Source organism: Exiguobacterium sp. UBA6282, assembly GCF_002440475.1.
Taxonomy (GTDB): domain Bacteria; phylum Bacillota; class Bacilli; order Exiguobacteriales; family Exiguobacteriaceae; genus Exiguobacterium_A.
Genome location: NZ_DJUM01000020.1, coordinates 230,554 through 244,270, shown reverse-complemented (window position 1 = coordinate 244,270; position 13,717 = coordinate 230,554). Strand labels below are relative to the sequence as shown.

The 13,717-nt window shown below is 45.0% G+C and carries 13 protein-coding genes; 9 read left to right on the top strand and 4 right to left on the bottom strand.

The features are described 5' to 3' along the window. Positions 1-103 precede the first annotated feature (103 nt). Positions 104-601: a GNAT family N-acetyltransferase gene (locus B2751_RS06195; RefSeq protein ID WP_035409789.1), complete on the top strand. Its 498-nt coding sequence runs from the start codon at positions 104-106 to the stop codon at positions 599-601. Between the two features lie 50 nt (positions 602-651). Here B2751_RS06195 and B2751_RS06190 read toward each other — a convergent pair whose 3' ends face one another. From B2751_RS06190 to B2751_RS06180, 3 genes are all read right to left on the bottom strand, one after another. Then, complete coding sequence (locus B2751_RS06190; RefSeq protein WP_290773555.1) at positions 652-2,118, bottom strand: glycoside hydrolase family 32 protein; 1,467 nt, start codon at positions 2,116-2,118, stop codon at positions 652-654. An 86-nt stretch (positions 2,119-2,204) separates the two neighbouring features. After that, a complete protein-coding gene (locus B2751_RS06185) occupies positions 2,205-3,788 on the bottom strand; it encodes a diguanylate cyclase domain-containing protein (RefSeq protein ID WP_290773553.1) in 1,584 nt (527 codons plus the stop codon). 26 nt (positions 3,789-3,814) lie between these two features. Then, entirely contained in the window at positions 3,815-4,285 is a 471-nt protein-coding gene (locus B2751_RS06180) for a GNAT family N-acetyltransferase (RefSeq protein WP_052019076.1), read from the bottom strand. 152 nt (positions 4,286-4,437) lie between these two features. On the opposite strand from B2751_RS06180, the gene B2751_RS06175 reads away from it, so the two are divergent. Both B2751_RS06175 and B2751_RS06170 read left to right on the top strand, forming a co-directional pair. Further along, positions 4,438-5,355: an ABC transporter ATP-binding protein gene (locus tag B2751_RS06175; RefSeq protein WP_035409389.1), complete on the top strand. Its 918-nt coding sequence runs from the start codon at positions 4,438-4,440 to the stop codon at positions 5,353-5,355. Next, complete coding sequence (locus tag B2751_RS06170; protein ID WP_035409387.1) at positions 5,333-6,076, top strand: ABC transporter permease; 744 nt, start codon at positions 5,333-5,335, stop codon at positions 6,074-6,076. Before B2751_RS06175 ends, B2751_RS06170 begins: the two co-directional genes overlap by 23 nt. A 56-nt stretch (positions 6,077-6,132) precedes the next feature. Here B2751_RS06170 and B2751_RS06165 read toward each other — a convergent pair whose 3' ends face one another. Next, positions 6,133-6,705 (bottom strand): hypothetical protein, encoded by a 573-nt coding sequence (locus tag B2751_RS06165; RefSeq protein WP_290748644.1) that lies wholly within the window; start codon positions 6,703-6,705, stop codon positions 6,133-6,135. 239 nt (positions 6,706-6,944) lie between these two features. On the opposite strand from B2751_RS06165, the gene B2751_RS06160 reads away from it, so the two are divergent. The 6 genes from B2751_RS06160 (at position 6,945) to B2751_RS06135 (ending at position 13,695) form a co-directional block, all read left to right on the top strand. Next, positions 6,945-7,508, top strand: a complete 564-nt coding sequence (locus tag B2751_RS06160) for a glycerol-3-phosphate responsive antiterminator (RefSeq protein WP_290773549.1) — start codon at positions 6,945-6,947, stop codon at positions 7,506-7,508. Positions 7,509-7,704: 196 nt separating this feature from the next. Further along, on the top strand, positions 7,705-8,529 hold the full coding sequence (locus tag B2751_RS06155; RefSeq protein WP_035409382.1) for an MIP/aquaporin family protein: 825 nt from the start codon (positions 7,705-7,707) through the stop codon (positions 8,527-8,529). 30 nt (positions 8,530-8,559) lie between these two features. Next, positions 8,560-10,050: a glycerol kinase GlpK gene (gene glpK / locus B2751_RS06150; RefSeq protein ID WP_035409380.1), complete on the top strand. Its 1,491-nt coding sequence runs from the start codon at positions 8,560-8,562 to the stop codon at positions 10,048-10,050. 133 nt (positions 10,051-10,183) lie between these two features. After that, complete coding sequence (locus B2751_RS06145; protein WP_035409379.1) at positions 10,184-11,839, top strand: glycerol-3-phosphate dehydrogenase/oxidase; 1,656 nt, start codon at positions 10,184-10,186, stop codon at positions 11,837-11,839. Between the two features lie 146 nt (positions 11,840-11,985). Next, positions 11,986-12,666 carry a DsbA family oxidoreductase gene (locus tag B2751_RS06140; protein ID WP_290773547.1) on the top strand — a complete coding sequence of 227 codons (681 nt, stop codon included), beginning with the start codon at positions 11,986-11,988 and terminating at the stop codon, positions 12,664-12,666. Positions 12,667-12,705: 39 nt separating this feature from the next. Beyond that, the gene (locus B2751_RS06135; protein ID WP_214856732.1) at positions 12,706-13,695 is read left to right on the top strand and encodes a lipoate--protein ligase; all 990 of its coding nucleotides are present in this window, start codon (positions 12,706-12,708) and stop codon (positions 13,693-13,695) included. Positions 13,696-13,717 lie beyond the last annotated feature (22 nt).

Here is a 13,717-nt window from a genome sequence, read left to right as displayed (position 1 = left end):
GTGCCTTTAAAAGACTAGGCAAATGGACTCAAAAATATTAAAATGGGAATAGATGTAAGAGAGTACTCTCTTGTCCTGTACAAAGAGGGAAGGCGGAATGAGAATGTCTGTAGTGAAATTACACATGTATACAAATGAACATTATGAACAATGTGAGGCGTTCATTCTTCCGGAAGAACAAGTTCAGTTTACTTCTTTTCCAACGGATGTCGTTACGGATGCGGTTGCACATCCCGATAAGTTTCCGGTTGTTATTAAAAAAGACGAGCTCGTCGTCGGATTTTTTATTCTCCATCTCAATCCCCCTAAAACACACCGGACGGATGAACAAAGTGTCCTGTTACGTGCCTTTTCGATTGATGAACGGCATCAACATCAAGGATACGCGAAGGAAGCGATGATGCAGTTACCGGAGTTCGTTCATCATCATTTCCCGGAAGTCACATCGATTACACTTGCGGTCAATAAAAAGAATATCGCTGCAAAATCACTGTATTTCAAGACGGGATATGTCGATACGTTACAATCGGTCATGGGTCCAATCGGAGAGCAACATATTCTCGCCTTCGATTTAGAAAAGGAATCACGATTGAAGCAGTGAAGTAAAAAAGCATTTTCCTGATTATGTTCAGGAAAATGCTTTTTTGTTATTTAAGATAAATCATAAATAGAGAGGTGGGCAGTCGCCTCACCAGAGAATCCGATACCTCGACTCGTTGCTTTTGGGAAAATACGTCCGCTTGCGACGGCTTCTCCATCATTGAGGAAAAGTTCGAACGAGGACCGGTCCACAAACAAACGTAATGTCTGCAAGTCTTTCGAAAGGACAGTCGATCGTGATGTACCAAATGATTCAGCAGGAACGTCCACACCCGAACGACTCCGGTCAATCGTAAATTGACGCGAAACGACATCATATTTAAATAGGGTTTCTTCTGTAGCGTCTTGACGAATTGAGAAGCGGAACGAATCCGACGACAGCTTCAAGTCTGTCATCACGAGTTCGAAAATCTCGGCTTCCGCAACCGTCACATCTTGCTCGAAAAGAATCGTTTCGTCAAATAAGGTTTCTTTTCGTAGCTGTGTCAGTTCATGGACAGGTCGTTGACGAAGTTGTCCCTGTTCGATCGTTAATTCACGTGGCAATGTCAAAGCATGTGCCCAGTTATAAATGTCAGAAGGATAACTAATGTCCGGTAAACCCATCCAACCAACAAGAATCCGTCGACCATCTGCCGCCTCAGTTGTTTGTGGCGCATAGAAGTCGAATCCGAAATCGAGTTCTTGGAAAGGTTCATGTGTGAATGTTAAGTTGGGTAAAGCTAACGGTTCCCCGATGAAGTAACCGGACTGGAAAATATTTTGATAGTTCGTACCATCTGGCTCAATCCCTTGAGGACTAAAGAGAAAGACGCCTTTTCCATTAAGCTCGAAATAATCAGGACATTCCCACATATAACCGAATGTCGGGTAGCTCGTCCGTAACTCACCGACAAACGTCCAGTGCTCTGCATCTTGAGACTGATAAATGACAGTACAACCTGTCAAGTCAGTGCGCTGTGCTCCAAGTATGCAGTACCAGATGCCCGATGCATCTTGAAAGACTTTCGGATCACGAAAATGTTCTGTATAGCCTTCAGGAACGGTTGGAATAGCAGGTGGTAAGTGTTTTTCAATCCGTCCATCCGAACGAAGGTGCCCAACGATTTGACTCGTATGGCGATTCCACTCTGCGTCCCGTTTGTTACCGGTATACATGATGTGCACTTGATCATCTTTGATGAAGCCACTACCGGAATAAGCGCCGTGCGAATCAGGATCGTCATTTGGAATCAAGGCGGCCCCTTCATCGAACCAATGTACGAGGTCTTTTGATGTCATGTGATACCAGTACTTTAGACCATGAACAGGACCGAGTGGGAACCATTGATAAAATAAATGATAAAGACCGTCGTGGTAGACGAAGCCGTTCGGATCATTCAAAAGTCCGGTTGGAGGTTGGATATGGTAAGAAAATCGCCAAGGAGATGTTCTTACTTCTTCCTTCATCGCTTGGTATACGGTCGGATCGACATCCGAGAGGGGACGATATCGTGCTTCACGTGTCCATTGATTCATGCTGACAGCTCCTTGTTGAAAATTTATACGCTTCTCGTTCACCTTACGGAGGAGAACCGCGCTTGTCAATCCTCCGTTCCAAAAGGTCAATGAACGGACATACATCCTTTACCATCTTGCTTCGAACGATAGAGCGCTAAATCCGCATGGTGCATGACTTGCTCGAGCGATTCACCTGCTATCTGTTCAGCGAGTCCGATGCTCATTCCGATATGGACAGTCTGTTCTTCTAAATGATAAGGCATCGAGACATGGGCAATCCATTGTTCACCTAAGTGTTGTGCTTCTACTACAGACTGATGCGTTAAGACGATGATGAACTCATCGCCACCAAGACGAGCGACGAAGCCACCAGGTGGAAGTAACTGTTTGAGACGTTGACCGACCTCGATCAGGAGGAGATCACCAAGTGCGTGCCCATATGTGTCGTTAACTGCTTTAAAACCGTCTAAATCGAGACAAAGGTAGATGGAATGCGTTCCTATAGGTAATTGTTCGATGTATTGAGCAAGACCGTTTCGATTCGCAAGACCCGTGAGACTGTCACGTTGCGATAATCGTTCAAACGTCAGTTTTTCTTTTTCGGTATGCAGCAATCGACGAATCAGTTGCTGTAGGGCATCTGTTAATGTCTCGATTTCTCGGATTCCACGATGGTTCGGAAGTGATTTTGAAGGATCACCTTGCATTTGTTGTGCGGCATGCGTGATTTTTAAGAGTGGTCGAGTCAGCAGTTTCGCTAACATCCACCCAAGCAGAGCTGTAATGAGAGAGGCAATTAACCCAGCGATAAAAATCGTTTGGCGTAAAGCGTCGGCATCAGCGAAGGCAATCGATGTCGGTTGACGCACAAGAACCGTCCAACCTAGTCCATCATAGTCTTTGTAACCACGGCTCGTACTTTGACCAGAGACGAATTCTTTCTCTTTCCAAAAAGCGGTCGCAGGAGCATTCGAAGTGAGCGTTACACTAGTAGGCAATGTCTTACCACTCCATCCGTTTGGTCCAAGCAAAATCGTCTTTCGATCTTGACTAACGATGAAGACATCGACTTTTTGGAGAGAAGAGGTAGCGCTCTGGAAACTTTGTTCAATCGCTTTAGCCCACTCGAAACTGAGGTGTGTCGCGAGGACGCCGGAAAATCGTCCCTTATCATATAAAGGTGTACTTATATCGACAAATTGGAGTGGCTCACCACTTGGATTCGGCAATAATTTTGCGAGTAGGACGGCTTCATGAACATCACCGATGAATGGTTGCGATAATGCTTCTTGAAAAACAGGTCGTTCTTTGATCGATGTTCCTTCAAGAATCTGGTTCGTTGACGCAATGACTTTACCGTTCGCATCTAAACGACCAATCCAAGAAAAGTCGGGAATCTGTCGTTGTAACTCCTCTAGTGTCCGACGTGTTTCTACTTTTTGATCTGTTTGTTGAATCGTTGATAAAGAGCCAAGCAACTTCACTTCTGCATAGCGTGACCACATGTAATGATCGAGCTTGTCGGATAGTTGATGAGCAGTCGTTGACAGATTCATTCCGACTTCCGATTGGAGTCGGCTTGTCGCGTGTTGACTGATGAAGAAGGTCAACAACAGCGTCATGCTTAAAAATAATAGGGAAATCAATCCCGCTAACAGGATGTCAAAGCGAAGTGAGGGTCTGGACATTGTGTGATACTCCATTCATACGTTTCTCATTTGTTTTTGTTTGACTCATATACATAGACGTCTACTTGCTGTTTACGGTTCGAGATGCTCGTTCGTACGTAGCGGAATCCATGTTTTTCCCAAAACCGTCGGGCTTTTACGTTATCAGGTAATACGGCGAGATGAATCTGTGACTCTCGACTTAAGAATTGATTGAAAAAGGCGGACAGTAACCGACTACCCGTTCCGGTGCCATGATGAGAAGCATCAAGTAAAAATAAACCAATCCACGTTGTACCGTCTTGCGGATGCTTTGGGAGGTAGTCAATCAGTAAGACAGGTTCTCCATCGATATACCCGATCAGCGATACAGTATCGGGATTCAAGAATTCCTCCTGTAAGATCGAATCAGAGAGTGGTAGTGCCCGTTCTTCTAGGCATGCATACTCTGGAACGCTTGCGTACAGTGATTGAACGATCGGAAAATGTTCACGTGTCATTTCTTCAAAAAGAATCATCTGAAGACTCCATTCCTTATTTAGTCTCAAATTTCTGCGTTAGCGGATTTTTATTTGGAATCAGATTACATATTTGTAAGAAAAGAAACTTTCGCAGGGAATTCACGTACACTATATAGCATAGACAAAATATGAATGAGGAGGAAGAGCAGATGTTAAAGATTGAAAATATCTCAAAGCGTCTCGGAAAAGAGCAAATTCTAAAAGACGTCAGTTTTGAGGTATCCCCAGGAGAAGTGTTCGGCTTCCTCGGACCAAATGGGGCAGGGAAGACGACAACGATTCGTATCATCACGGGTCTGCTTGAGCAGGATGCTGGGCGAGTCACGGTCAATGGCTATGATGTCGTAGAAGAGCGTTCGAAGGCATTGACGCAAATCGGAGCAATCGTTGAAAATCCAGCTTTTTATCCTTATTTAACAGGCAAACAAAACTTGATACATGCAAAAAACCTGATTCCAGGACTCGGACAAGTCGACTATGACGCACTTGCTCGTCTCGTTGGTTTAGAAGGAAAGCTTTCGAAGAAAGTTGGAGAGTATTCACTCGGAATGAAGCAACGTCTTGGAATTGCTCGCGCGTTGTTACATAATCCGCGCGTCTTGATTTTAGATGAACCGACAAATGGTCTAGATCCGTCCGGGATCGCAGAACTTCGTGAGTATTTACGACAAATGGCGCGTGAGCAGGATATCGCAATTTTGATCTCAAGTCATATGCTGAGTGAAATGGAACAAATCAGTGATCGATATGCCATCATTGATCAAGGTGTCATCAAGTCGGTCGAATCGGTTCGTAACGAAACCGGAGCAAAGGTGGCACTTCGCGTCAATAAGGAAGCGATGACTGACGTACTTGAAGCCCTTCGCATCGCGAACTATCCATCAGAAGTACTTGATGAACAAATCATCATCACAGCACCAGAAAGTGAGTGTCCGGCGATTGCCCGACTTGTCGTGCCGATTGCTGACTTACATGAATTGACCGTCAAACGCTTGACGCTCGAAGAACAATTCCTGCAAGTAACGAAAAAAGAGGGGGATTCACATGCTTTCGCTCATACAAAATGAATGGATGAAATGGTGGACGACTAAAAAAGCGAAAATCGTCTTAGCGCTATATGTCGTCATTGCGGTTGGTATTATCATTGTGGCGAAGACAAATGATTTTGAGTTCACACGCTATGATTACTATTCCTTAACATTTGTGTTGTTGACCTCCTTATTAGGGATCATCACGATTGTCTTCACGGCAGAAGCTATCGGGAATGAAGTACGGTATGATACGATGAAACATCTATTAATGAGTCCATATTCACGAATGACGATTTATTTCTCGAAGCTGATCTTCTCGATCTTGATCATGTTATTCCAATTCGTGTTCATTGCTGCGATCGTCTACGCAGGCTCATTTGTGTTTTCAGAGGTAGGAGATCCGATCCTGTTCCGCGACACGATCGTTGAGGTCGTCAGTCCGATTTTTACGATATTTATGACGTTGTTCTTCTCATTATTATTCCGCTCGGTCGGTATGATCATTGGCTTTACCGTATTAGCGCAGTTCTTTACGAGCATTGCGGGAAGTCTATTGATCGGCTTTAAACCAGCGATTGCCAAATGGATCGTATTCATGCACTTGGACTGGTCGATGTATTTCAAGGATTCTGTTTCCTATGGTATCAGTGAAGCAATGGGAACATCTTTAACATTCTCCGTCTTGTTCGTAATGGCGCATATCATCGTCTTATTAGGCGCGTCAATTCTTGTTTTCCAGAGAAAATCCTACACGTAAAGAAAAGAGTTGCTCACGGACGAATTTGTCTGTGAGCAACTCTTTTCTTTGAGTATTTAAGAACTAGTTCGTTTAGGCGGACGAGCCGTAATCGGGAACAGTCGCTGAAACCATTCAATCAGCGGACCATTCAATATTAAGAAAATAAAAGTTCCGACTCCGATGCCGATCAATTGACGTTCAATCAGTGAAAAGAGACTGGCAATCAAAAAAGGAATCCCGAGACTAATCGTTGCTCCGATTGATGTACTTTTAAAGCGGGTGATGAGTGATTTCATCAAGTAATCTGGCGGCATCAACACGAAGCCGATCTGGAGATAAAGTGCAAGTCCAAGTGAAATCAACGGCATACCGATTAACATGTACAAGGCGCGCATCCATAGTCCTTGTGGTGTGTAGATCAATTGATGGATTGATAAGAAGAAATCAATTGCGGCGCCGAACAGTACGACGAGTGCGAAACTGAGGACGATCGTCCACCAACTGAAGCGGCTTCCAAGAGAAAGCGCTGCAATCAAGGCAAGCACATGTAAAACGATGATGGCCAGCCCGACAGTTAACGGTGAGATCGCCGCGACAGCTTCGCTTGCGGATGTCCAAGGTGCACTGCCGATCGAGGCGGTCACCATAAAGCTGTTACCTAGGGCATTAATTAAAATCGAGAATAAATAAATAGTGATCCGTTTTTGCTGACTCATTGACGTGCACAGACGGTAGGACTGCGCATTCACCTCCTGAAAATAAATCGTTTCGTTAAGCTATACCCTAATCGTAGCGCTCTTTTCACTTATTTTCATGAAAAGAGCATTGCCTAATACCTCAGTTTCACGACATACTTAGGACACATTACGAATCAGGGGGAGAACGCATGACATATTTTGGACAGAAGATCCTGCCTTCCGTTAGAAAATTAGAAGACTTTGAAAAGATGCTGAAGAGTCCATATGAGTATGGGGTCTTACTCGAAATGCACGTCTCGCGTTTAAAAGCAGTCTATGAGATGGCACATCGATACGATAAAAAAATGTTTTTGCATATGGATCTCGTCCAGGGGTTAAAAAATGATGAGTACGCGACGGAATATGTTTGCCAAGAACTGAAACCGTATGGCGTCATTTCGACAAAGGCGAGTGTCATCTTGAAGGCACGTCAAAAAAAGGTCAAGACGATGCAGCGTATGTTCTTACTCGATTCCAGTTCACTTGAAAAAAGTTATCAACTTATGGAACGCACACAACCTGATTACATCGAAGTATTACCAGGGTTGATGCCGAAGTATATTCAAGAAGTGAAGGAAAAGACAGGACGTCTCGTATTCGCAGGGGGACTGATTGATACAGTAGAAGAAGTCGAACAAGCGATTGAAGCAGGTGCCTCAAGCATTACGACATCGAATAAGGATTTATGGCGGCATTTTGAACCACACTCTTAATCGGATTGTGAGAAAAATCATTTGGAACGTTTGACAGCGTTTTCACCGATTGTTATAGTGATATCAAGTTGATACAAAGTGACGGAGAAAAGGGAGATTCACGTGTGAGTTCTACTTGAAGAAAATTCAAGTATGAGCTGACGTGGATCTCCTTTTTATGTTGCTTTTTTCACATAATAAAAAAGGAGGAACACTTATGTCACCTTTATTAGCAGAATTTTTAGGTACAGCCTTGCTAGTCGCGCTTGGAAATGGTGTTGGCGCAGGCGTTAGCTTAACGAAATCGTTCGCGAAGGACGCAGGATGGATCGTCATCACGTTTGCATGGGGATTTGCCGTAGCGATTGCCGCGTATGCCGTTGGTCAATTCAGTGGGGCACACCTTAATCCAGCAGTGACGCTTGGTTTAGCATTTGACGGCTCATTTGCATGGGCGGATGTACCAGGCTATATCGTCGCTCAAATCGCCGGCGGGATATTAGGTGCAAGTCTTGTTTTCGTGCACTACTTACCACATTGGGCGGAAACGAAGGATCCAGCAACGAAGCTTGGCGTCTTTGCAACGTCTCCAGCGATTCCATACACATTTGCTAATCTAATGAGTGAAATGATTGCGACGTTCTTACTTGTTATCGGGTTGTTATCAATCGGAGCGAATAAGTTCTCGGATGGTCTGAATCCTCTAATTGTCGGCTTCTTGATCGTCAGCCTCGGTATGTCATTCGGAGGTACGACAGGATATGCGATGAACCCGGCGCGGGACCTTGGTCCTCGTATTGCCCATTTCATCCTACCGATTCATGGAAAAGGATCATCGAATTGGGGGTACTCTTGGATTCCGGTTCTTGGACCAGTTCTTGGTGGAAGTCTTGGCGGATTGTTTTATCGTTCGGTCTTCACAGGAAAAGATACACCGGCTTTTTGGATTGTAGGACTTGTGACAATCATCATATTAGGCTTATGCTATAGATTCGGTGTTCGTCCGAACAAAACAACGTCAGTGAAGTCAAAGTCAGCTTAACTTATTTAGATACAAAAGGATGGGGAAGAGATGGAGAACTACATTTTGTCATTGGATCAGGGAACGACAAGTACACGTGCGATCCTGTTTAATCGTGCTGGTGAGATCGTACATTCAGCGCAACAGGAATTCACGCAGTATTTTCCAAAACCAGGTTGGGTCGAACACAACGCAAACGAGATTTGGGGAAGTGTCCTTGCGGTCGTGGCGACTTGTCTGACGGAAGCAAACATAAAACCGTCGCAGATTGCCGGCATCGGGATCACGAACCAACGTGAAACAGCCGTCGTCTGGGAAAAAGAAACAGGGAAACCGATTCACAATGCAGTCGTGTGGCAATCGAGACAAACGGCTGAAATTTGTGAAGCGCTTCGAGCAGCCGGTCATGCCGAGCTCTTCCGTGAGAAGACAGGTCTATTGATTGATGCTTATTTCTCTGGTACGAAAGTCAAATGGATTTTGGATCATGTCGAAGGAGCACGAGCGCGTGCTGAACGTGGTGAACTATTATTCGGGACGATCGATACGTGGCTCATCTGGAAATTATCTGGCGGAAAAGCACATGTGACCGACTATTCGAATGCGAGTCGTACGTTGATGTACAACATTCATGAATTAAAATGGGATGACGAATTACTCGACATCTTAGACGTCCCGAAAGCGATGCTTCCAGAAGTACGACCTTCTTCTGAAGTGTACGCAGAAACAGCAGGTTATCATTTCTTCGGAGAAGCGGTTCCGATCGCTGGTGCAGCGGGTGATCAACAAGCCGCCTTGTTTGGTCAAGCGTGTTTTGACACAGGAATGGCGAAAAACACATACGGTACAGGCTGCTTCATGTTGATGAACACAGGCGAAGAGGCTGTGAAATCAGATCATGGACTGCTCACAACGATTGCGTGGGGTGTCGATGGTAAAGTTGAGTATGCCTTAGAAGGAAGTATCTTTGTCGCAGGATCCGCAATCCAATGGTTACGAGACGGATTACGCATCATTGATGATGCAAAGGAATCAGAAGGATACGCAACGCGTGTCACGTCATCAGAAGGTGTCTACGTCGTACCGGCATTCGTTGGTCTTGGAACACCTTACTGGGATTCAGACGTTCGTGGTGCAGTCTTCGGTTTGACACGTGGTACGGAAAAAGAACACTTTATCCGCGCAACATTAGAATCACTCGCTTATCAAACACGTGACGTCTTATCTGCGATGGAGCAAGATTCAGGTATCGAGATGAAGACACTTCGTGTTGACGGTGGAGCGGTTAAAAATAACTTCTTAATGCAGTTCCAAGGTGACATCATTCAAGCGCCGGTCGAACGTCCGGAAATCAATGAGACGACGGCATTAGGTGCAGCCTACTTGGCAGGTCTTGCTGTCGGATTCTTTGAAAACCGTGAACAAATTGCTACGCAATGGAAAAAAGAACGCCGTTTCGAGCCGAGTATGGCAAAAGAAGAGACGGATGCGCTTTATGGCGGATGGCAAAAAGCTATTCAAGCTACGATGTTGTTCAAATGATGTGATCTATGTTATAGTAAGGTCAAGTTAATAAACCGGTCGGAGAATATGGAGAGACCACAGCAACAGTTGACATCGTCAGCGTGTTTGTTGTGGTCTCTTTTTTTTCGAACCTAAACAGGAGGAACTATTCATGGCTAACCAACCATTCTCAAGCAAAAACCGTGCAGATGTTTATAATCGATTAACACGTGAAGAACTCGATCTACTTGTCGTAGGTGGCGGGATCACAGGTGCGGGAATCGCCCTCGATGCGGCGTCACGCGGTATGAAGATTGGCCTCGTCGAAATGCAGGATTTCGCATCTGGTACATCTAGTCGTTCAACGAAATTAGTCCATGGTGGTCTACGTTATTTAAAACAATTCGAAGTTCAAATGGTCGCTGAAGTCGGTAAAGAACGTGCGATTGTTTACGAAAACGGCCCACACGTTACGACACCAGAGTGGATGTTACTTCCGATGCATAAGGGCGGTACATTCGGACCGTTCAGTACGTCAATCGGTCTTCGTGTCTATGACTTCTTAGCAGGTGTTAAACGTTCTGAATGGCGTACGATGTTATCTGCAAAAGAAACATTAGCAAAAGAACCACTCGTTAAACAACAAGGTCTTAAAGGTGGCGGTTACTACGTCGAGTACCGCACAGATGACGCTCGTCTAACGATTGAAGTCATGAAAGAAGCAGTCGAACATGGCGCACGTGTCGTCAACTATACAAAAGCAGAAGAAATCATCTACGATGCTGGAAAAGTCGTCGGGATGCGTGTGACAGACCTCTTGACAGGTGACGTGCATGAAATCCGTGCGAAAAAAGTCGTCAACGCGACAGGTCCATGGGTTGATGAATTACGTGAAAAAGATGGCTCGAAAGTCGGGAAACAACTTCGTTTGACAAAAGGTGTCCACGTTGTCATCGATCAATCGAAATTCCCACTCAAACAAGCGGTCTACTTCGATACACCAGACGGTCGTATGATTTTTGCGATTCCACGTGATGGAAAAGCATACGTTGGTACGACAGATACGTTCTTCGATAAAGATACAGCACATCCGAAGTTCACAGTCGAAGATCAAGACTACGTCCTAGACGCGATCCACTATATGTTCCCAGATGTTAAAGTAACAGCGGAAGATATAGAATCAAGCTGGGCTGGTGTACGTCCGTTGATCTATGAACAAGGAAAAGACCCTTCTGAAATCTCTCGTAAAGATGAAGTATGGCAATCTGAGTCAGGTCTCATCACGATTGCTGGTGGGAAATTGACTGGATACCGTAAAATGGGTGAGCACGTCGTTGATCTCGTTGCAAAACTCTTGAAAAAAGAAGAAAATGTTGCGTATGCACGTTGCTCGACGAAAAACATGCCAATGTCGGGTGGACATGTCGGCGGAGCAAAAGGATTTGCTGAATTCCTAAAAGCTCAAACAGCAACGAATGGTCTAACAACAGAGGAAGTTCAATTCTTAGCAAAACGCTACGGTTCGAACTTACCGAAAGTGCTTGAATATGCAGCAGCATATGATGCTGCTACGACAGATCTTCCACGTTCTGTCTACGCACAACTTCACTATGGTATCGAACATGAAATGGTCGCTCGTCCGATCGACTTCTTCATCCGTCGTACAGGTGCTGTCTTCTTCGACATTGCTTGGGCTCGTGCTCACAAAGACGCGGTCATCGAAGAAATGAAAACTGTCTTGAACTGGACAGCAGAACAAACAGCTGCTTACACGAAAGAACTCGATATTGAGATCGAAGATGCAGCACACGCGCTTGTAACAGAATAAGCGATGAACGCACTAAAGAACCAAGATCAAAACGATCTTGGTTCTTTTTTCGCACATATTCGAATCGACCTGGGCGGAAAGATTGCAACTCTGTCTAGAGGCGACTATGCTTAATGTATGAAACTGCACAAAAGGAGAGAACACAGATGAAAGTAGAAGTATGGTCGGATTATGCATGTCCGTTTTGTTATATTGGGAAGCGTCGTTTAGAACAAGCAATTGCGAACGAAAAGTTGGATGTTGAGGTCGAATTCAAAAGCTTTGAACTTGACCCAGATGCACCAGCAGTGCCGACGCAAGGGTTATACGAAATTCTTGCTTCGAAATATGGGACGACTCTCGAACAAGCACGGAATATGTCGCAAGGTGTCGTTGATACGGCACGTCAGGAAGGCTTGCACTACGAGATGGATCGTGTCATCCCAGCCAATACATTCGAGGCTCATCGCCTGACTCAATTTGCAAAAAAACATGGTAAGATGAATGCAGTATCGGAAGCTTTGTTCACAGCTTATTTCATGAATGGAGAAGATTTGAATGACCCAGCCATTCTGAAGCGGATCGCAGTAGAAGCAGGACTTGCTGAAGCAGATGTCACAGCGTTTCTCGCATCAAAAGAACTGGCGACAGATGTTCGAGAAGAAGAGGCGATGGCACAACAACTTGGTGTTCGTGGTGTACCGTTCTTCGTCTTCGACCGAAAATATGCTATTTCCGGCGCACAACCAGTAGAAGCATTCGAACAAGTCTTCGCGAAGATTCGCCAAGAACAAACACTTGAAATCATCGCTGAAGGTGATACGTGTGGTGTCGACGGCTGTAACTGATCACATTATGATTCCATCACAAAGGAGCACGAAACCCTTATGAAATTCATCTTCCATCCTGAGATTCGCGATGCGCGAATCAATCTCGCTGTCGAAGAGTTCATCTTGAACAACCTGAACGTCAATGAAGAAGACTATTTCTTGTTTTATATCAACGGTCCATCCATCATCGTCGGAAAAAACCAGAACACGAATGAAGAAGTTAATTTGAAGTATGTCGAGGAAAACGGCATCCACGTCGTCCGTCGTCTTTCCGGCGGTGGCGCTGTTTATCATGATGAAGGAAACTTGAACTTCAGTTTCTTGACGAAAGATGACGGTGATTCGTTCAACAACTATAAAAAGTTCACGGAACCGGTCGTGCAAGCGCTGCATAAACTCGGTGTCGAAGCGGAATTATCTGGACGAAACGATATTCATGTCGGAAGCCGGAAAATCAGCGGGAATGCCCAGTTCACGACAAAAGGACGGATGTTTAGTCATGGTACGCTGATGCTCGATTCGAACATCGAAGAAGTCGTCAATGCGCTTGTCGTCAGTGAAGAGAAGATGCGTTCCAAAGGCATTAAATCGGTTCGGAGTCGTGTCGCAAACATCTCGGAATTCCTGACAGAACCGTTGACGATGGAGCAATTCGTCGATCATCTCCTTGCCTCGATCTATGAAGGGAAAGAGATTGAACGGTATATCTTAACTGAAGAAGACTGGGATAAAGTACGTGCCATCTCGGCAGAACGTTATGGCAACTGGGAATGGAATTTCGGAAAATCACCGAAATTCGATGTCATTCAAAAAAAACGTTTCCCGATCGGAACGATTGACTTTCGATTGAATGTCAAAAAAGGCATCATTGAAGAAGCGAAGATTTACGGTGACTTCTTTGGCGTCGAGGACGCGGAAGAAATCGCACGGGCGCTTGAAGGTACACGTTATGATCGCGCGTCTCTTCGCGAAGTGCTCGGTCGGTACGAATTGAAAAAATATTTCGGCGCCGTCGAACTTGATGAGGTGCTAGACGTTTTAGCGTAAGTCTTTATGGGAAAACTCCTTC

Coding starts and splice junctions, on each gene's coding strand:
- B2751_RS06195 (WP_035409789.1), top strand. CDS start 104: ATGTCTGTAGTGAAATTACACATGTATACAAATGAACATTATGAACAA.
- B2751_RS06190 (WP_290773555.1), bottom strand. CDS start 2,118: ATGAATCAATGGACACGTGAAGCACGATATCGTCCCCTCTCGGATGTC.
- B2751_RS06185 (WP_290773553.1), bottom strand. CDS start 3,788: ATGTCCAGACCCTCACTTCGCTTTGACATCCTGTTAGCGGGATTGATT.
- B2751_RS06180 (WP_052019076.1), bottom strand. CDS start 4,285: ATGATTCTTTTTGAAGAAATGACACGTGAACATTTTCCGATCGTTCAA.
- B2751_RS06175 (WP_035409389.1), top strand. CDS start 4,438: ATGTTAAAGATTGAAAATATCTCAAAGCGTCTCGGAAAAGAGCAAATT.
- B2751_RS06170 (WP_035409387.1), top strand. CDS start 5,333: ATGCTTTCGCTCATACAAAATGAATGGATGAAATGGTGGACGACTAAA.
- B2751_RS06165 (WP_290748644.1), bottom strand. CDS start 6,705: ATGGTGACCGCCTCGATCGGCAGTGCACCTTGGACATCCGCAAGCGAA.
- B2751_RS06160 (WP_290773549.1), top strand. CDS start 6,945: ATGACATATTTTGGACAGAAGATCCTGCCTTCCGTTAGAAAATTAGAA.
- B2751_RS06155 (WP_035409382.1), top strand. CDS start 7,705: ATGTCACCTTTATTAGCAGAATTTTTAGGTACAGCCTTGCTAGTCGCG.
- glpK (WP_035409380.1), top strand. CDS start 8,560: ATGGAGAACTACATTTTGTCATTGGATCAGGGAACGACAAGTACACGT.
- B2751_RS06145 (WP_035409379.1), top strand. CDS start 10,184: ATGGCTAACCAACCATTCTCAAGCAAAAACCGTGCAGATGTTTATAAT.
- B2751_RS06140 (WP_290773547.1), top strand. CDS start 11,986: ATGAAAGTAGAAGTATGGTCGGATTATGCATGTCCGTTTTGTTATATT.
- B2751_RS06135 (WP_214856732.1), top strand. CDS start 12,706: ATGAAATTCATCTTCCATCCTGAGATTCGCGATGCGCGAATCAATCTC.